This is a genomic window from Lentzea sp. NPDC102401 (assembly GCF_044765805.1).
In the GTDB taxonomy this organism is placed as follows: Bacteria; Actinomycetota; Actinomycetes; order Mycobacteriales; family Pseudonocardiaceae; genus Lentzea; species Lentzea sokolovensis.
Window position 1 is genome coordinate 1 of sequence record NZ_JBIWKS010000015.1, and the last position, 18,291, is coordinate 18,291.

Consider the following 18,291-nt stretch of genomic DNA (forward strand, 5'->3'; position numbering starts at 1 on the left):
GCGTTGGGGAAACACCCGGTCCCATTCCGAACCCGGTAGTTAAGCCCTTCTGCGCCGATGGTACTGCACTGGTTACGGTGTGGGAGAGTAGGTCGCCGCCGAACTTTACTTCCCTGAAGGGGCTTGTGATCGCGGGGCACAATTACAGTGCTTCGCTCACAGGCCCCTTTCAGCGTGTCCATAGTAGGAGGATTTGGTGTCCAGGTTCGGGGATCGTCCCGGCGACCGTCAGCGTGGCCAGGGAGACCGACCGCGCCATTCCGACGGTGGCCGTCCATCAGGCGACCGCAAGTTCAGCAGCAGCAACAACTCCAGCAGCAATTCTCGGGGCGGTGAAGGCTCCGGCGACCGCACCAACAGCGGCGACCGTCGAGACAACCGCGCCGGCTCCAGTGACCGCGGCGGTTACCGCGGCCAGGGTTCCAGCGACCGCGGCAGCTACCGCAAGGACGACTCCGGCGACCGCGGTGGCTACCGCGGCGACCGTTCGAGCGACCGCGGTGGCTCCAGCGATCGTGGTGGCTACCGCGGTAAGAGCGACTCGGGCGACCGAGGCGGCTATCGCGGCCAGGGTTCCGGTTCCGGTGAGCGCAGCGGTTTCCGCAGCGACCGGCCCGGATTCCGCAAGGACGATTCAGGCGACCGCGGTGGTTACCGGGGCCAGGGCTCCAGCGATCGCGGTGGCTACCGCAAGAGTGAGTCCAGTGACCGTGGCGGCTATCGCGGCCAGGGTTCGAGTGACCGCCCCGGCTACCGCAAGGACGACTCCGGCGATCGTGGTGGCTACCGGGGTCAGGGCTCCAGCGAACGCGGCGGTTACCGCAAGAGCGAGTCGAGCGATCGCGGCGGCTTCCGCAAGGACGACTCGAACGACCGTGGCGGTTACCGCGGCAAGAGCGAGTCCGGTGACCGTGGCGGTTTCCGCTCCGGCTCGGGCGAGCGCGGTGGGTTCCGCAAGAGCGACTCCGGTGACCGTGGCGGCTACCGGGGTTCCAGTGACCGCGGTGGTTTCCGCAAGAGCGAGTCCGGCGACCGTCCTGGCTTCCGCAAGGACGACTCGGGCGACCGCGGTGGCTACCGCAAGAGCGACTCGGGTGACCGTCCCGGCTTCCGCAAGAGCGAGTCGGGCGACCGTGGCGGCTTCCGCAAGAGCGAGTCGGGCGACCGTGGCGGCTATCGCGGCCAGGGTTCGAGTGACCGTGGCGGCGACCGCGGTGGTTACCGGGGCGAGCGCTCCGGCGACCGTCCGGGCTTCCGCAAGGACGATTCAGGCGATCGCGGCGGTTACCGCAAGAGCGACTCCGGCGACCGTCCCAGCTTCCGCAAGAGCGACTCGGGCGATCGCGGTGGCTACCGCAAGAGCGAGTCCAGTGACCGCGGTGGTTACCGCAAGAGCGACTCTGGCGACCGTCCCAGCTTCCGCAGGGACGATTCAGGCGACCGTGGCGGTTACCGCAAGAGCGAGTCGAGCGATCGCGGCGGCTTCCGCAAGAGCGACTCCGGTGATCGTGGCGGCTCGCGTTCGAGCGACCGTCCCGGCTTCCGCAAGGACGACTCGGGCGACCGCGGTGGCTACCGCAAGAGCGAGTCCAGCGACCGTGGTGGATTCCGCAAGGACGACCGGGGTTCCAGTGACCGCGGTGGGTTCCGCAAGAGCGACTCGAACGACCGTGGCGGCTACCGGAAGAGCGATTCCGGCGACCACCGCAACGACGAGCGTTCCGGCCCGCCGCGCGACGACCGTCGTGACGAGCGCAGCCGTGAGCGTGCGGCGCGCTTCCAGGGGCGTCAGTCGGAGCAGGAGACCACGGACAAGGACGGCACCGGTGCCTCTGCCGAGGTGACCCCGGCCGTCGAGCGCGCCGGGTACCGCCTGGGCGATGGCGCCGCCGCCACGCGCGCGGCCGCCGGTCGTGAGCCGGCCGCTGACGCCGAGGTCGTCGCTGAAGGCGCCGAGGTCGCCGAGACCGAGGTCGCCGCTGACAGCGACGCCGCGGTCGACGCGCAGAAGCGGGACGACGAGCCCCGTGCGGAGCAGGACGACGCCGACAGCGCGGAGCCGTCCGACGAGGCGCCCGCGCCCCGTGGCGGACGGCCCGAACTGCCGGAGGAAGCCGACCTGTCGCTGCTCGACCCGGAGATCAAGGCCGAACTGCGCAGCCTGCCCAAGGGTCTCGCGGAGATCATCGGACGGCACCTGGCCGCGGCCGGGTTGCTGATCGACGAGGACCCGGAGCTGGCTCTGGAGCACGCGCGGTACGCGCGGAGCAAGGCTGCTCGCGTCGGTGTCGTGCGGGAAGCGGCGGGTCTCACCGCCTACTTCGCGGACGAGTGGGCCGAGGCGCTCAGCGAACTGCGGGCCGCGCGCCGGATGATGACCGGACCGGGCCACCTGGCGATCATGGCCGACTGCGAGCGGGCCCTGGGCCGGCCGGAGCGGGCGATCGACCTCGCCAAGGACCCGGCGGTCAAGGACCTCAGCCAGGAGGACGAGATCGAGCTGCGGATCGTCGCGGCCGGCGCTCGCCGCGACATGGGTCAGCTCGACGCTGCCGTGATCGCACTGCAGGGTCCGGACCTCGACCCGGGGCAGCGCAATCCCTACTCCGCGCGGCTCTTCTACGCTTACGCCGACAACCTGGCCGCGGCCGGTCGCATCGAGGAGTCCGTCAAGTGGTTCCTCAACGCCGCCGAGGCTGACGACGAAGGGGAGACGGACGCCGCCGAGCGCGCGTTCGAGCTGACCCAGGAGGAGACCCCGCAGCAGTGAGCGAGACGTTGGTCGACAGGTACGACGCGTTGCTGATCGATCTCGACGGCACCGTCTATCGAGGGTCCGAGGCCGTGCCGGGTGCCGCCGAAGCAATCGCGGCGGCCAGAAGCAAGGGCGTCGGGATCCGCTACGTCACCAACAACGCCTCCCGCTCACCGCAGATGGTGGCCGATCACCTCGTCGAGCTCGGGTTCGAGACGAACGTCGACGAGGTGAGCACCTCCTCGCAGGCAGGCGCGGCCATGCTGGCCGAACGCCTGCCGAAGCGATCCACTGTGCTCGTGCTCGGCACCAAGGCCCTGGAGGCCGAGGTGCTCAAGCGCGGACTCATCCCGACCGACACCGCCGAAGGCGCGGTGGCGGTCCTGCAAGGGCTGTCCATGGACCTCGGCTGGCGTGAGCTGGCCGAGGCCGCGGTGGCCATCCGCAACGGCGCGCTGTGGGTGGCGTGCAACGTCGACGCCACCCTGCCCACCGAACGCGGCCTCCTGCCCGGCAACGGCAGCCTCGTCGCGGCGCTGAAGACCGCGACCGACCAGGAACCGCTCGTCGCCGGCAAGCCCGCCACCCCGCTGCTCCAGCAGGCGGCGAAGGACCTCGGCGCGAACCGTCCGCTGGTGATCGGCGACCGGCTCGACACCGACATCCTGGGCGCGGTCAACGCCGGCATGGACTCGCTGCTCGTGCTCACAGGTGTGTCCACGGAGCAAGAGGCGCAAGCGCTTCCGGCTGAGCAAAGGCCCACGTATGTCGGCGCGGACCTGTCGGTACTCCATCGGCTACCGTAAGACCGTGAGCTACCCCCTGCCCGGACCTCCGCCCAACCCGGCTGACGCCATCGACGGCGCGCTGGAGCGGCTCGACGGGCTCGAGAACGTTCCCCTCGACGAGCACGTGGCTCGGTTCGACGCCGTGCACTCGACGCTCACCGACGCACTGTCGAGCATCGACAAGGTGTGATGCACAGTGCCTCGCAGGGTGCGGCTCGACGCCGAACTCGTGCGCAGGGGGCTCGCCAGGTCCCGTGAGCACGCCAGCCAACTCGTCGCGGACGGGCGCGTGAAGGTGCGCGGCACCGTCGCGACGAAACCCGCGACCGCCGTGGAGACCTCCGACCCGGTCGTCGTCAAGGACATCGGCAACGACCCGAACTGGGCCTCCAGAGGCGCGCACAAGCTCATCGGCGCGCTCGAAGGCTTCAAGATCGACCCCACCGGCAGGCGTTGCCTCGACGCCGGCGCGTCCACTGGCGGTTTCACCGACGTGCTGCTGCGCAAAGGCGCGCGTCAGGTGGTCGCGGCCGACGTCGGCAGAGGTCTGCTCGACTGGAAACTGCAGACCGACGACCGGGTCGTTGTGAAGGACAAGACCAACGTCCGTGCCCTCACGCCCGAGGACATCGGCGGCAAAGTTGAACTCGTGGTGGCCGATCTTTCGTTTATCTCGTTGAGGCTTGTGCTTCCCGCACTGGCCGCGTGCCTCGACGAGGAGGGCGACCTGCTGCCCATGGTCAAACCGCAGTTCGAGGTGGGCAAGGAACGCCTCGGCTCCGGTGGCGTCGTGCGTGAGCCCGAGCTGCGTGCCGAAGCCGTGCTCGACGTGACCAGGGCGGCAGCAGAACTCGGTCTGGCCGTGCACGGGGTCGTCGCGAGCCCGTTGCCCGGCCCGTCCGGGAATGTCGAGTACTTCCTCTGGCTTCGCAAGGGTGAACCCGTCCCTGCGGAGGAGATGGTGCGCACCGCCGTCGAAGAAGGGCCCCAATGAGGGAAGTCCTGCTGGTCGTCCACACCGGTCACCAGAGCAACATCGATCTCGCCCGTCAGGTGGCAGGCCGTCTCGCGGTCGGGGGCGTCACGACGAGGGTGCTCGACGACGAGGCGCGTGACCTCGGCCCGTCGTGCTGCACCAAGGTCGTGCCCGCCGACGACCACGCGGCCGAGGGCACCGAGCTGGTGCTCGTCCTCGGCGGTGACGGCACGCTGCTGCGCGGCGCCGAGCTCGCCCGCCCGGCGCGGGTGCCGGTGCTGGGCGTGAACCTGGGCCGCGTCGGGTTCCTCGCGGAAGCCGACTCGGACGCGTTGCACGAGGCCGTCGGCCACGTGCTGGAGCGCGACTACTTCGTGGAAGAGCGCATGACGCTCGACCTCGTCGCGAAGGTCAACGGCGACGTGGTCGCGCAGACCTGGGCGCTCAACGAGATCACCGTCGAGAAGCTGATCCGCGAACGCATCCTCGACGTCGTCGTCGAGGTCGACGGCCGGCCGGTGTCGGCGTTCGGCTGCGACGGCGTGATCTGTGCGACGCCGACGGGCTCGACGGCCTACGCGTTCTCGGCGGGCGGACCGGTCGTGTGGCCGGACGTGCAGGCGATCCTGGTGGTGCCGAGCAACGCGCACGCGCTGTTCTCACGGCCGCTGGTCGTCTCGCCGAAGTCGCACGTGGCGTTCGAGATCGACTCGTCGGGCCACCCGGCGGCGCTGTCCGCGGACGGCCGGCGCACGTTCGAGCTGCCCGCCGGCGCGCGGATCGAGATCGTGGAAGGCGCGGTGCCGCTCAAGGTCGTGCGGCTGCGCCAGGCACCGTTCACGGACCGGCTGGTCGAGAAGTTCGCCCTGCCGGTGAAGGGATGGCGGGGACCATCGGCAGGCTGACCGCGCCGCTCGGCGCGTCGGCACTCGCTGGCTATGGTGCCCCCAGAGCAAGGATCCATCCGGAAATGTCGGACCCGACAAGTAAGGTTCGCCCTGTGCTGGCCGAGATGCGCATCAATGGCCTTGGCGTGATCGACGAGGCCACCCTTGAACTGGACCCCGGATTCACCGTAGTGACTGGTGAGACGGGTGCGGGCAAGACCATGGTCGTGACCGGGTTGCACCTGCTCGGCGGTGGCCGTGCGGAGGCGTCGCGGGTCCGTACCGGAGCCGACAAAGCGGTGGTCGAAGGCCGCTTCCAGGCCCCGGCGGGCAGCCCTGCCGCGAAGGTGGCGGAGGAGGTCGGCGGCCAGGCCGACGAGGACGGGTCGCTGATCGCGATCCGCACCGTCGGAGCCGACGGCCGCTCGCGTGCCCACGTCGGTGGCCGCTCCGTGCCGGTCGGCGTCCTGTCCGAACTGGCAGAGCAGCTCATCGCCGTGCACGGCCAGAACGACCAGCTGCGTCTCATGCGCCCGACCGAGCAGCGCGCCGTGCTGGACCGTTTCGCGAGCGACGACGTGAGCGAGCCGCTGCGCGCGTACCAGGCCGTCCGCGAGGAGTGGCTGCGCGTCTCCACGGAACTGAAGGAACGCACCGAGCGCTCGCGTGAGCTCGCCCGTGAGGCCGACCTGCTGCGGCACGGCCTCGGCGAGATCGACGCCGTCGACCCGAAGCCGGGCGAGGACGTCGAGCTGCACGACGAGGCCCGGCGGCTCGCCGACGCCGACCAGCTGCGCGAGGCCGCTCAGGGCGCGCAGTTCGCGGTGTCCGGCTCGTTGGAGGGTGATCCCGACAATCCCGGCGCGCTCGGGTTGATCTCCGAGGCCGCTCGCCGGTTGTCGGCCTCCGAGGACCCGAAGCTGCGGGAGATGGAGCCGCGGCTGGTCGAGGCGGCGACGTTGCTGGCCGACGTCGGTGCCGAGATCTCCGGCTATCTGGATCACCTCGAGGCAGACCCCGGCCGGCTCGAGTCGGTGTTGCAGCGGCAGGCCGAGCTGAAGGCGCTGACCCGGAAGTACGCGGCCGACATAGACGGTGTGATCGCCTGGGCCAACGATGCTCGGGCTCGGCTGGGCGGGCTGGACACGTCCGAAGAGGCCCTGAGCTCGCTGGCTGCTCGGCGGGACGAGCTGGCTGTCGAGCTGGCCGCGTTGGCTGAGCGGGTCACCGCGGCCAGGGTCGAGGCCGCGCTGGAGCTCGGGAAGGCTGTTTCCGAGGAGCTCGACGGGCTTGCCATGCCGCACGCGACGGTGGAGCTGGCCGTCCGGCCTCGGCACGCTGAGGCGGGGGATGCCCAGGCGCTGGCAGTGGGGCGGTCGATCCTGCACGCCGGGTCGTCCGGAGTGGACGACGTCGAGCTGCGGTTGATCTCGCATCCCGGTGCGCCCGCGCTGCCCGTGCACAAGGGGGCCTCCGGAGGTGAGCTCTCCCGGGTGATGCTGGCGCTGGAGGTCGTGCTGTCGCACTCCGATCCGGTGCCCACCCTGGTGTTCGACGAGGTCGACGCCGGAGTCGGCGGGCGGGCTGCCGTCGAGGTCGGGCGTCGGCTGGCTCGGCTTGCCCGGTCGCACCAGGTGATCGTGGTGACCCACCTGCCTCAGGTCGCCGCGTTCGCCGACCGGCATCTCGTGGTGGACAAGTCCGCTGACGGGACCTTCACGCGGTCCGCCGTGCGGAAGCTGGACGAGACGCAGCGGGTCGTCGAACTGGCCCGGATGCTGGCCGGCATGGATTCGACCGACACCGGCCGGGCCCACGCCGAGGAGTTGCTGGCCGCGGCCAAGGCGGACAAGTCCTCCGCGGCAGTGGTCCGGCGGCGCAAGAAGAAGGGCTGACCTCGGCTCCGCCTTCGTCATCGCGGCCCAGCTGGGCGGTCGCGGTGCGGCCTGTTTCGGCATGATGGGGGTGTGACCGTTACCGGAACTTTGACCACGCGCCGGGTGTTCGGGGCCGTGCTGGTGGTCGTTGCCGCTGGGCTGGGTGTGACGGCCACGTTCTTGCCCGCCTACACGGTGCAGGTCGCGGCCAACGGGCGCACCCTGCGGTTCGAGGCCACCTTCTGGGCGGTCGAGCGCGACGACTTCCACGAATTGCTGATTCTGGAGCCCCTTGAGTTCGGGGAGCCCGCTCTGGGGGCCGCGCTGGTCATGGCCTTGGCCGCGGTGCTGGCCTTCCGTGTTCCCGCTGCCAGGGTCGGATCGTTGCTCGGGGCCGGGCTGCTGGCCGGCGTGGCCTGGTCCGCTGTCATCCGGCTGCAGGGGCTGGCCGACAGACTGGCCGACCTCGAGCCGCCGTTCACCATGGAGGTGGCGCAGGGAGACGGGGTCACCATGCTGATCGTCGCGGCTGGAGTGGCCGTGGTGGCGGCCGTGTTGCATCAGGAGCTGCCTCGGGCGGTTCAGACCGAGAGCGCCGGCGGAGGAGTGGTCATCCACCAGATCGACGAGGCGGATGACACCGACACGCCACCGTACGGGTATCCGGTGATCGTGGAGCCCAAGAGTGATTGAGCGTCGCAAGATCGCGTGGGTGCTGCTGGCGCTCGGGGCCGTGCTGGCGGTGATCGGGTCGATCCAGGACGTCTTCAGCACGGTCTACAAGGGGTTCGGGGCCGATCTGCGCTCCACCTCGACCCTGTGGGTCACCACGTCGAACCCGCAGGACGGGGCGGTCGAGCAGACCGCGCTCTTCGCCGCCGGGTGGCCCGTGGTGGTCGCGGCGATCATGATGACGGTCGCCGTGGTGCTGCTGGCGCGTCAGGAGACCGCGTTCGCCGGACGACCACTGGCCATGGCCGGGGCCGGAGTGCTGGCCGGGATCCTGTTCCTCTACGTGTTCCAGTTGCGGGAGCTGAACGAGCTCATCGACTCCGAGCCGCCGCGCGGTGCAGGCAAGGACGAGCTGCTCTACCACGACGGCTTCTACCTCCTGCTGATCGCGGCCGCCGCAGGGCTCGTGGGTGCGATGCTCGCCCAGCGGAGGAATCCCGAGCCGGCGGTGGAGGACGAGGACGAGGGGGACGGGGTGGTCGTGCACCAGCTCGACAGCGACGACGACACGCCTCCGTTCGGGATTGCCATTCCTGACGACGACGAGCGGGAGCCCCGGTGATCGGGAGACCTACGGCGATCGCGTTGATCGCGGCCGGAGTGGTGCTGAGCGCCACGGCGATGGTGTTGCCGTGGTACTCGACGGCCTACGCCGGTGGCGTTGAGGTCGTGGTGCGGGCCTGGGGGACCGAGGTGCTCAACAAGCCCGGCGACTGGCCCGCCGGGGAGCTTTCGCCCTGGTACGGCGTGCCCGTCGTGGTGACGGTCGCGTTGCTCGTGGCCGGGATCTGGATCAACCGCGCGGCGTTGGCCGGGGCCGCCGGGCAGCTTGGTGCGGTGGGAGTCATCGGCGCGCTCGTGGTGTCGGAACGCGGGCACGCGATCGAGCAGCAGGGGGACTTCGCAGTCGGGTTCGGGCTGGTGTTCCTCGTCGTGGGGACGCTGGTCGGGCTCGTGGGAGCTGTTGCCGCGCAACGGGAGGCGGCGTGAGGAAGATCCTTGGCGTCGTGCTGCTCGGGCTGGCCGCGGTGGCGGCGGTCGGGGCCACGTTCCTGCCGTTCTCGGAGTTGCTGATCCACCTCGCTCCCGGGCAGCCGCAGACCGCCTACGTCACCAGTGGGTGGAGCACGCACTTCGGTGGCGCCAAGGACGAGCACGGACCGTTGTTCGGCATCCCGATCGTCGCGATGGCCGCCGTGGTGCTCGTGGGCGTTCGGTGGCGGAAAGTCGCCTTTGCCGGAGCGGCGGGGCTGGCGGGCGTCACCGGAATGTTGTTCGTGTATTTGCTGAACGCGATCAGCTTTCACCAGGAGGGCAACATCGCCATCGATCCGGCGCTGGAAGCCGGGTTCGGCAACGGTATTTGGGTGCTCATAAGCGCAGTGGTTCTCGCGTTTGGAGCCGTAGTAGTTCACCCCGACGACTGACCAGCGAGAAATGCCCGGCGTGCCTCACCTGTCGCGTGCGCACCGTGAGTCACTATCGGCCCATGAAGCTTTCCGGGCTGCTGAGCCGCACCAACCACGAACTTCCCGGTGTCACGGGCGTCGCGCGGGTTGATCGGCGCGCGAGCGACCTGGTGCGGCGCGTCAGTGCCGGTGACATCGCTGTGATGGACCTCGTCGACCTCGATCGGCGGACCGTCGAAGCGCTCGTCTCGGCCGAGGTCGTCGGTGTCGTGAACGCGTCACCGTCGATTTCCGGGCGGTTTCCCAACCTCGGGCCGGAACTGCTGATCGAGGCGGGCATTCCGCTGATCGACAACGTCGGCGCCGTCGCGCTGCGGGAGATCAAGGAAGGCACGAAGATCCGGCTGCACGAAGGTGTCGTGTACGCAGGAGAACGTGAGCTCGCCAAGGGGATCGAGCAGAACGCCGAAAGCATCGCCGACGCGATGATCGAGGCGAAGGCCGGCATGTCGGCTCAGCTGGAAGCGTTCTCCGCCAACACCATCGAGTTCCTCCGCCGCGAACGCGCGCTGGTGCTCGACGGCGTCGGCGTGCCCGAGGTGTACGTGCCGATGCGTGACCGGCAGGTGCTCGTCGTCGCGGGCGGCCCGTCGCACGCGGAGGAACTGCGCAAGCTCCGCAAGTACATCCGCGAGTACCGGCCGGTGCTGATCGGCGTCGACACCGGCGCGGACACGCTGCACGACGCCGGGCTCAAGCCGGACATCATCGTCGGCGACCCCGACGGCATCGGCACCGCGTCCCTGCGCGCCGCGTCCGAGGTGGTCGTGCCCGCGCAGACCGACGGTCACGCGCCCGGCCTGCAACGGATCCAGGACCTCGGCATCGGCGCGGTGACGTTCCCGGCGTCGGGCAACGCGGAGGACCTCGCGTTGCTGCTCGCCGAGGCGCACGGGGCGTCCCTCGTGGTGACGGTGGGGCTGCGCGCGACGTTGCGCGAGTTCCTCGACCGCGGGCACTCCGGTTCCAACCCCTCCACGTTCCTCACCAGGCTCAAGCTCGGCAGCAAGCTCGTCGACGGGGAGGCCGTCGCGACGTTGCACCGCAGCCGGGTCTCGCTGGGCGTGATCGTCCTGCTGGTGACCGCCGCGATCGTCGCCATGGCGGCGGCCCTCGCGGTGTCCGGCGTCGGTCACGTCTACGTCGACATCGTGGTCGACGGCTGGCAATCCGTCGTCAACTGGTTCAAGGGGTTCTTCTCGTGATCACGCTGCGCTACCACATAGTTTCGATCACCGCGGTGTTCCTCGCGCTGGCGGTCGGTGTCGTGCTGGGGTCGACCGCGATCAGCGGGCGGCTGCTCTCCGGGCTGAGCGACGAGAAGAACTCGTTGGCACAGCAGGTGAACGACCTGCAGAACGACCGCAACGCGTTGAACGCCAAGCTGACCGAGGCGGACAAGTTCGCCGCGTCTGTCGGCCCGCTGGCGGTCAAGGACCGGCTCACCGAACGCACGGTCGTCATCGTGACCACGGCGGACGCCCGTCCGTCCGATCGGGACGCTCTCGCCGGGCTGCTGAAGTCCGCGAGCGCCACCGTCACCGGCGAGATCCAGCTGACCGACGCGTTCGCCGACCCGTCCCGCGGCGACCAGCTGCGCGATCTCGTGGCACGGTTGCAGCCCGCCGGCTCGCAGCTGCCCACGGCCGCCGACCCCGGCACCCGCGCGGGCGGCCTGTTCGGGACGTTGCTGCTGCTCAACCCGTCCAACAACGAGCCGCAGGCCACGGCCGACGAGACGGCGTCCGCGCTCGCCGGGCTGACCAACGCGGGCTTCGTGAAGGCGACCTCGGGCGTGAAGCCCGCGCAGCTCGCGATCGTGCTGACCGGTGGAGCCGCGATCGGTGACTCGGCCGCGGACCGGGCGGCGACCGTCGCGCGGTTCGCCACCCAGCTCGACCGGGCAGGCGCGGGTGTCGTGCTGGCCGGTGCGAACGGTTCCGCGAACGGCACGGGTGCGATCGGCGTGGTCCGCGCGGACACCGCCGCGACGTCGATCCTGTCCACGGTGGACAACTCCGACACCCCGGCGGGCCAGGTCGTCGTGGTGATGGCGTTGCGCGAACAGCTGGAGGGCCGCTCCGGCCGTTACGGTGTCGCGGGCAACGCGGAGGCGTCCTCGCCCGGCACCGCTGGTTAGTGCTCAGTCGTCCACTCGCCGGGCAGGGCCTTCAGGAGTTGGTCCAGCGCGTCCGGCGTGCGGGCGCGGGCCCACAGCCACTGGCGGTCGTCCTCGCGGACGATCAGGTCATCCGCGGCGAACCAGCGGGTGCCCGGACTGTGCAGCGGCAGCAGTGCGAAGTGATCTTCGAGCAGGGAGACGTCCGCCTCGGACGTCTCCCTGTCCGCTGTGTCGGCCCCGTCGCGGAACAGCGCCTCGGACAGCACCATCTCCACGCACGCCAGCGAGAACCGGGGCAGCCACGCGTCCCAGCGCTCCTCGGTCCTGTCCACGAGGTCGAGCTTGATCCGAACCTCCGGGTCGTCACCGTCCAGCGCGGTGCCCCAGGCCGCCACCCACTGGTTCTCGTCGCGGAACACCAGGACGTCGTCGACCACGCGCAGTTCGGACGGCGTCAGCAGGCGGTCCTGGTTGCTGGTCAGGTCGGGACGCTTGCCGAACAGCGCCAGCGCCTCTTTCACCGCCTCGGGCAGCCGGACGAGCAACTGCTCCTCGGTCGCGGCGAGATCCGACCGGTTCCAGCCGTCCTGCGGTTCCAGCGGCTCGGCCCACGCGGCCGCGAAACCCTCGATGAAACGCCACGCCGCCGAGCGGTCGTGCATGGCTCGTGCGGCGCTCCCTGCCACGTCGAAGGTCACGTGACAACGATTCCTGATCCCGGCGCGTGCCGTGGGAGTTCGGGAAAACCCCTCGCTGCGCCGATCGGGTGATGTGATCTGCCGGGTCGTGGTGCGCTGAGTGACCGGCGGCGTGTTAGCGTTATGGCCCGTGGATAGGGGGATTCGGCCCCCACGATTTTCACGGGAGCCCCGTTGGTGCAGCAGGCACGTACGACCAAGCACGTCTTCGTCACAGGGGGCGTCGCCTCCTCCCTGGGCAAGGGGCTCACGGCCTCCAGTCTCGGCCAGTTGCTCACCTCGCGCGGCCTGCGGGTAACGATGCAGAAGCTCGACCCGTACCTGAACGTGGACCCCGGCACGATGAACCCGTTCCAGCACGGCGAGGTCTTCGTGACCGACGACGGCGCGGAGACGGACCTCGACATCGGCCACTACGAGCGGTTCCTGTCGCGAGACCTGAGCGGCGAGGCCAACGTCACCACCGGCCAGGTGTACTCCGAGGTGATCGCCAAGGAACGGCGGGGTGAGTACCTGGGCGACACGGTCCAGGTCATCCCGCACATCACCGACGAGATCAAGCGCCGCATCAGGGCGATGGCCGAGCCGGACGCCGACGGCGTCACTCCGGACGTGGTCATCACCGAGGTCGGCGGCACGGTCGGTGACATCGAGTCGCTGCCGTTCCTCGAGGCGGCCCGCCAGGTCCGTCACGACGTCGGCCGCGACAACGTCTTCTTCCTGCACGTCAGCCTGGTGCCGTACCTGGCGCCCAGCGGCGAGCTGAAGACCAAGCCGACGCAGCACTCCGTCGCGGCGCTGCGGAACATCGGCATCCAGCCGGACGCGATCGTGTGCCGCGCGGACCGGGAGATCCCGGACGCGCTGAAGCGCAAGATCGGCCTGATGTGCGACGTCGACACCGACGCCGTCGTCGCGGCCGTGGACGCGCCGTCGATCTACGACATTCCGAAGGTGCTGCACGCCGAGGGCCTCGACGCCTACGTCGTGCGCCGTCTCGACCTGCCGTTCCGCGACGTCGACTGGACGGTGTGGGGCGACCTGCTGGAGCGGGTGCACAACCCGTCCGAGACGGTGAAGATCGCGCTCGTCGGCAAGTACGTCGACCTGCCCGACGCCTACCTCTCGGTCACCGAGGCGCTGCGTGCGGGCGGTTTCGCGCACCACGCCAAGGTCGAGATCAAGTGGGTGCCGTCGGACGAGTGCCAGACGCCAGAGGGCGCGGCACGGGCGTTGTCCGGCATGGACGCGGTGCTGATCCCCGGCGGGTTCGGCGTGCGCGGCATCGAGGGCAAGGTCGGCGCGCTGAAGTACACCCGCACGCGCGGGGTGCCGACGCTGGGCCTGTGCCTCGGCCTGCAGTGCATGGTGATCGAGGCCGCGCGGAACCTCGCGGGCATCGAGGACGCGAACTCCAGCGAGTTCGAAGAGGGCGGCACTCCGGTCATCTCCACGATGGCCGACCAGCAGGACGTCGTGGCCGGTCAGCGCGACATGGGTGGCACGATGCGCCTCGGCGCGTACACCGCCAGGCTCACGCCGGGGTCGGTCGTCGCTCAGGCGTACGGCGCGACCGAGGTGTCCGAGCGGCACCGGCACCGTTACGAGGTCAACAACGCGTACCGGGGCAAGCTCGCCGAGGCCGGTCTGGTGTTCTCCGGCCTGTCGCCGGACGGCCGCCTGGTCGAGTTCGTCGAACTGCCGGCGGACGTGCACCCGTTCTACGCGGGCACGCAGGCGCACCCGGAGCTCAAGTCGCGTCCCACGAAGCCGCACCCGCTGTTCGCGGCGTTCGTGAAGGCCGCGATCGACTACCGGGTGGCCGACCGCCTCCCTCTGACCGCGGGGGTCGGCAAGTGAGCCGGCACGACTTCCGGACGGTCTCCAGCGAGGACGTGCACGTCGGGAAGGTCGTCGCGCTGCGGGTCGACGAGGTCGAGATGCCCGGTGGCGGCACGGCCAAGCGCGAGATCGTCGAGCACATGGGCGCCGTCGCGGTCGTGGCCGTGGACGACGCCGGTGAGGTCGTGCTGATCCACCAGTACCGGCACGCGCTGGGCAGGCACCTCTGGGAACTGCCGGCCGGGCTGCTCGACCACGACGGCGAGGAGCCCGTCGTCGGCGCCCGCCGTGAGCTGGCCGAGGAGGTCGGGCTCGACGCCGGGCGCTGGGACACGCTGGTCGACACGGCCGCGTCTCCCGGGTTCACCGACGAGGTCGTGCGGGTGTTCCTGGCACGCGAACTGTCCGAGGTGGACCGTGACGTGCAGGGCGAGGAGGAGGCGGATCTGGAGATCCACCGCTTCCCGATCGACGAGGCCGTGCGGATGGTGCTCTCGGGCGAGATCGTGAACTCCTCGGCGGTCGCCGGGCTGCTCGCGGCGCGTGAGGTGCTGGAGAACCGGGCAGAGCCGCGTCCGGCCGACGCACCGTTTCGGGACAAGCCGACCCGGTTCGCCGCGCGCAGGAAGTAAGTTGGACTGATGCAGACGCTGAAGGGTTCTCTCTCACGGATGAGGGGACCCCTCAGCGTGCTCGCGGCCGGCGCCGCGGGTTCCGTGCTCTTGCTGTTCGTCGACCCGAACCAGCCGGGCAACCTGTTGCCCAAGTGCCCCTTCAAGGCGCTCACCGGGCTCGACTGCCCTGGCTGCGGGATCACGCGCATGGTGCACGCACTGCTGCACGGCGACGTGGTGGCCGCGTGGCACTTCAACGCCGTGCTGCTCGTGCTCGGTGTACCGCTGATGGCCTGGCTCTTCACACGCTGGACGGTGAGCCGCTGGAAGGGAGAACGGCGACCGGTGCCGGCATCGGTCGGATTCGCCGCTCTCGCCGTCATGCTCGTGTGGGGCGTGGGCCGCAACATCGCGGGTGTCTAGTGGCGGGCCACTAGCCCTTCAGCGGGCGTCCTTCCGCGTCGGTGCCGCCGTTGATCAGGATGAGCACGCCGTCGATCAGCGACCAGATGCCGCAGCCACCGCACGTCAGCAGCTGGGCGACCGCGATTCCGGTGTCCCCCATGTAGAACCGGCCGATGCCGAAGTTGCCGAGGAACAGCTGGAGCAGGCCCGCGGCGATCTTCGACTTCTCCGAGTACGGCACGCCCGTGTACGGGTCGCGGCCCCACGGGGCGCCGGGGTCGTAACCCACGCTGTGGGGAACCATGCCGGGCGGCGGGACCGCGTACTGCGGCTGCGGGCCGGTGGGCGGCGGGTAGTACGGCTGGTTGGGCTGCGGCGGGTAGCCGGGCGGCGGCGGGGGCACGGCGGTGAACGGCACCGAGGGCGGCGCGAGGAACGGCGGGTGGGGCTGCGGCAGGTCGCGGAACAGCTCCGCGAGCTCGACGTAGCTCTGCGCGCCGGACGCGCGGTTCACGCGTTCCTGGTACTCGCCGATGTCGAGCCGCGCCATCGCGAAGTGGTCGTTGAGCGCGGTGATCGCCTCTTCGCGCTGCTGGTTGCCGATGCGCTGCTGCTCAGGCCCGAATGCTTCTGACACGGCTGGCCACGTTATCCGATGCAGCAGATCGATATCGGGAATACGCTGCGACGATGCTGGTCGGTGTCCCAAAGGAGATCAAGAACCACGAGTACCGCGTCGCGATCACACCGGCCGGAGTGGTCGAACTGGTGCGGCGCGGACACTCCGTCGTCCTCGAGCGCGACGCCGGCGCGGGCTCGTCGTTCCCCGACCACGAGTACGTGGCCGCCGGTGCGCGGATCGCCGCCACGGCGGACGAGGTGTGGGGTTCCGCGGACCTGGTCCTGAAGGTCAAGGAGCCGATCGAGCCCGAGTACCACCGCATGCGCCGCGACCAGGTGCTGTTCACCTACCTGCACCTGGCGGCGTCGCCGTCGTGCACCGAGGCGATCGCGTCGGCCGGCATCACGGCCATCGCCTACGAGACCGTGCAGCTCGCGGACGGGTCCTTGCCGTTGCTGGCGCCGATGAGCGAGATCGCCGGGCGGATGGCCGCCCAGGTCGGCGCGCACTGCCTGGAACGGGCCCAGGGCGGGCGCGGCGTGCTGCTGGGCGGTGCTCCCGGCGTCGCGGCGGGCAAGGTCGCGGTGATCGGCGCGGGTGTGGCGGGGATGAACGCGGCGACGATGGCCGTCGGCATGCAGGCCGAGGTGATCGTGCTGGACAACAACGTCAACCGGTTGCGGCAGATCGACTTCACCTACCGCGGGCACCTGCAGACGATCGCGTCGAACGCCTACGAGGTCGAGAAGGCCTGCCGTTGGGCGGATCTCGTCGTCGGGGCCGTGCTGGTGCCCGGTGCGAAGGCGCCGAAGCTCGTCAGCAACGACCTGGTGTCGCGGATGCGCTCCGGCAGCGTGCTCGTGGACATCGCGGTGGATCAGGGCGGGTGTTTCGAGGACACGCGGCCGACGACGCACGACGCGCCGACGTACCGTGTGCACGATTCCGTGTTCTACTGCGTCGCGAACATGCCTGGTGCCGTGCCGAACACGTCGACGTACGCGCTCACGAACGTGACGCTGCCGTACGTCATCGCGTTGGCGGACAAGGGTTTTGAAGCTGCGGTGGCGTCGGATCCGGCTTTGGCCAAGGGCGTCAACGCGCGTGACGGGAAGATCCTGTTGGAAGGGCTCGCGTGATTGCTGAGTTGGTGGCGACCTATCTCGACCACCTCGCCGTGGAACGCGGCACCGCCCGCAACACGCTCGACTCCTACACCCGCGACCTGCGCCGCTACACCGAACACCTGGAGTCCCTGGGTGTCACGGATCTGGGTGCGGTGACGGAGCTTCAGGTGAGTGAGTTCCTGGCCGTGCTGCGCGAGAGCGGGCTCGCGGCGTCTTCTGCCGCACGGACGTTGGTTGCCGTGCGCGGGTTGCACCGCTTCGCACACCGTGAAGGCGTTGTGCCGCAAGACGTTGCACGGGCCGTTCATCCGCCGTCGCCGCCGAAGAGGCTGCCGAAGGCTTTACCGATCAATGAGGTTCTCACCCTCCTGGAAACTGTGGGAAACCTCAGGGACAAAGCGCTGCTGGAGCTGCTGTACTCGACAGGAGCGCGAATCTCCGAGGTGGTCGGGCTGGACGTGGACGACATCGACGCTTCCGAGCGGACGGTGCTGCTGGACGGGAAAGGAGGGAAACAACGGCTGGTTCCGGTCGGGCGGCCGGCGTTGGCGGCGGTCGACGCCTACCTGGTTCGAGCGCGTCCCGCGTTGGCGGCGAAGGGACGTGGCACACCTGCATTGTTCTTGAATACAAGGGGCGGAAGGCTCTCTCGGCAGAGCGCGTGGACCGTTCTGAAGACCGCCGCGGAGCAGGCTGGAATCACGGCGGTGGTGTCTCCTCACACGTTGCGGCATTCGTTTGCCACCCATCTGCTCGAAGGGGGTGCTGACGTTCGGGTGGTGCAAGAACTCCTTGGGCACGCATCGGTTACGACCACTCAGGTGTACACACTGGTAACCGTTACGACTTTGAGGGAGGTCTACGCAACTGCACACCCTCGAGCCACTGGAACATGAGGCTTCCACGGGTACGGTGGGCAGGTGCCGAACTTGGACGAGCCGTCCCCACAGGCCATTGATCTAGCCGCTGTGCTGCACGCGCTGAGTGACCCGACAAGGCTCGCGGTCGTGCGCCAGATCCAGATGAGCGGCGAGAGGCTGTGCGGGGCTTTCGAGGTCGACGTAGCGAAGTCGACCCTTTCCCAGCATCTGCGGGTATTACGCGAAGCGGGCATCACACGAACACGATGCCGCGGCAATCAACGGTGGGTGTCACTGCGCCGCGATGACCTGGATCATCTGTTCCCAGGCCTGCTGGACGTGGTGCTCTCGGCCGCCGATCGGCGAACACGAACGGATGTCACTGTCTAATCAAGTCTTGACTGCGACATGCCGACCCCCAAAACATGTTCCCACCCCCACCGGCCCGGCGAGGCGCGTTGCCGCTCGCACGGGTGCGGCCTAGGCTGCGCCCGGAGAGACGACTACGACCAGTGAG

The 18,291-nt window shown here is 69.6% G+C and carries 20 protein-coding genes and 1 rRNA gene; 19 read left to right on the plus strand and 2 right to left on the minus strand.

The window, feature by feature from the left end:
- The 13 genes from rrf to ACIRG5_RS38970 all read left to right on the plus strand — a co-directional run.
- Positions 1-104: ribosomal RNA gene (gene rrf, locus ACIRG5_RS38910) — 5S ribosomal RNA — on the plus strand; the annotation flags it as partial.
- Between the two features lie 92 nt (positions 105-196).
- The gene (locus ACIRG5_RS38915; RefSeq protein WP_402914593.1) at positions 197-2,770 is read left to right on the plus strand and encodes a hypothetical protein; all 2,574 of its coding nucleotides are present in this window, start codon (positions 197-199) and stop codon (positions 2,768-2,770) included.
- The gene (locus ACIRG5_RS38920) at positions 2,767-3,561 is read left to right on the plus strand and encodes an HAD-IIA family hydrolase (protein WP_402914595.1); all 795 of its coding nucleotides are present in this window, start codon (positions 2,767-2,769) and stop codon (positions 3,559-3,561) included. The genes ACIRG5_RS38915 and ACIRG5_RS38920 overlap by 4 nt, the downstream gene beginning before the upstream one ends.
- A gap of 4 nt (positions 3,562-3,565) precedes the next feature.
- A complete protein-coding gene (locus tag ACIRG5_RS38925) occupies positions 3,566-3,733 on the plus strand; it encodes a hypothetical protein (RefSeq protein WP_382428719.1) in 168 nt (55 codons plus the stop codon).
- A 6-nt stretch (positions 3,734-3,739) separates the two neighbouring features.
- Positions 3,740-4,537: a TlyA family RNA methyltransferase gene (locus ACIRG5_RS38930; protein ID WP_319978696.1), complete on the plus strand. Its 798-nt coding sequence runs from the start codon at positions 3,740-3,742 to the stop codon at positions 4,535-4,537.
- Positions 4,534-5,424: an NAD kinase gene (locus ACIRG5_RS38935; RefSeq protein ID WP_093604897.1), complete on the plus strand. Its 891-nt coding sequence runs from the start codon at positions 4,534-4,536 to the stop codon at positions 5,422-5,424. The genes ACIRG5_RS38930 and ACIRG5_RS38935 overlap by 4 nt, the downstream gene beginning before the upstream one ends.
- Positions 5,425-5,519: 95 nt before the next feature.
- Entirely contained in the window at positions 5,520-7,301 is a 1,782-nt protein-coding gene (gene recN / locus ACIRG5_RS38940; protein ID WP_402914599.1) for a DNA repair protein RecN, read from the plus strand.
- Between the two features lie 117 nt (positions 7,302-7,418).
- Positions 7,419-7,976, plus strand: a complete 558-nt coding sequence (locus ACIRG5_RS38945; RefSeq protein ID WP_402914601.1) for a hypothetical protein — start codon at positions 7,419-7,421, stop codon at positions 7,974-7,976.
- Positions 7,969-8,577, plus strand: coding sequence for a hypothetical protein (locus ACIRG5_RS38950; protein ID WP_402914604.1), 609 nt, complete (start codon positions 7,969-7,971; stop codon positions 8,575-8,577). Before ACIRG5_RS38945 ends, ACIRG5_RS38950 begins: the two co-directional genes overlap by 8 nt.
- On the plus strand, positions 8,574-9,005 hold the full coding sequence (locus ACIRG5_RS38955) for a hypothetical protein (protein ID WP_402914607.1): 432 nt from the start codon (positions 8,574-8,576) through the stop codon (positions 9,003-9,005). Before ACIRG5_RS38950 ends, ACIRG5_RS38955 begins: the two co-directional genes overlap by 4 nt.
- Positions 9,002-9,442 (plus strand): hypothetical protein, encoded by a 441-nt coding sequence (locus ACIRG5_RS38960; RefSeq protein ID WP_402914610.1) that lies wholly within the window; start codon positions 9,002-9,004, stop codon positions 9,440-9,442. The genes ACIRG5_RS38955 and ACIRG5_RS38960 overlap by 4 nt, the downstream gene beginning before the upstream one ends.
- Before the next feature lie 62 nt (positions 9,443-9,504).
- A complete protein-coding gene (gene steA, locus ACIRG5_RS38965) occupies positions 9,505-10,689 on the plus strand; it encodes a putative cytokinetic ring protein SteA (RefSeq protein WP_360032471.1) in 1,185 nt (394 codons plus the stop codon).
- A complete protein-coding gene (locus ACIRG5_RS38970) occupies positions 10,686-11,624 on the plus strand; it encodes a copper transporter (protein WP_402914613.1) in 939 nt (312 codons plus the stop codon). Before steA ends, ACIRG5_RS38970 begins: the two co-directional genes overlap by 4 nt.
- On the opposite strand, the gene ACIRG5_RS38975 is transcribed toward ACIRG5_RS38970, so the two are convergent.
- Positions 11,621-12,304, minus strand: coding sequence for a hypothetical protein (locus ACIRG5_RS38975; protein ID WP_402914615.1), 684 nt, complete (start codon positions 12,302-12,304; stop codon positions 11,621-11,623). The two genes, ACIRG5_RS38970 and ACIRG5_RS38975, sit on opposite strands and share 4 nt — an antisense overlap.
- A 177-nt stretch (positions 12,305-12,481) precedes the next feature.
- Here ACIRG5_RS38975 and ACIRG5_RS38980 point away from each other — a divergent pair, with 177 nt between their 5' ends.
- The 3 genes from ACIRG5_RS38980 to ACIRG5_RS38990 are packed head-to-tail and all read left to right on the plus strand — an operon-like array spanning position 12,482 to position 15,183.
- On the plus strand, positions 12,482-14,164 hold the full coding sequence (locus ACIRG5_RS38980; RefSeq protein ID WP_402914617.1) for a CTP synthase: 1,683 nt from the start codon (positions 12,482-12,484) through the stop codon (positions 14,162-14,164).
- The gene (locus tag ACIRG5_RS38985; protein WP_402914620.1) at positions 14,161-14,778 is read left to right on the plus strand and encodes an NUDIX domain-containing protein; all 618 of its coding nucleotides are present in this window, start codon (positions 14,161-14,163) and stop codon (positions 14,776-14,778) included. The genes ACIRG5_RS38980 and ACIRG5_RS38985 overlap by 4 nt, the downstream gene beginning before the upstream one ends.
- Positions 14,779-14,817: 39 nt before the next feature.
- Positions 14,818-15,183, plus strand: a complete 366-nt coding sequence (locus ACIRG5_RS38990) for a DUF2752 domain-containing protein (protein WP_402914622.1) — start codon at positions 14,818-14,820, stop codon at positions 15,181-15,183.
- A gap of 10 nt (positions 15,184-15,193) precedes the next feature.
- Here the strand turns inward: ACIRG5_RS38990 and ACIRG5_RS38995 are convergent, their stop codons facing one another.
- Entirely contained in the window at positions 15,194-15,802 is a 609-nt protein-coding gene (locus ACIRG5_RS38995; protein ID WP_402914624.1) for an NINE protein, read from the minus strand.
- Between the two features lie 53 nt (positions 15,803-15,855).
- Here ACIRG5_RS38995 and ald point away from each other — a divergent pair, with 53 nt between their 5' ends.
- From ald to ACIRG5_RS39010, 3 genes are read left to right on the plus strand one after another with little or no spacing between them, the layout of a single operon-like run.
- A complete protein-coding gene (gene ald / locus ACIRG5_RS39000) occupies positions 15,856-16,926 on the plus strand; it encodes an alanine dehydrogenase (protein WP_402914627.1) in 1,071 nt (356 codons plus the stop codon).
- A complete protein-coding gene (xerD, locus tag ACIRG5_RS39005) occupies positions 16,923-17,810 on the plus strand; it encodes a site-specific tyrosine recombinase XerD (protein WP_402914630.1) in 888 nt (295 codons plus the stop codon). Before ald ends, xerD begins: the two co-directional genes overlap by 4 nt.
- A 24-nt stretch (positions 17,811-17,834) precedes the next feature.
- Positions 17,835-18,164, plus strand: a complete 330-nt coding sequence (locus ACIRG5_RS39010; protein WP_402914633.1) for an ArsR/SmtB family transcription factor — start codon at positions 17,835-17,837, stop codon at positions 18,162-18,164.
- The last annotated feature ends 127 nt before the right edge of the window (positions 18,165-18,291 follow it).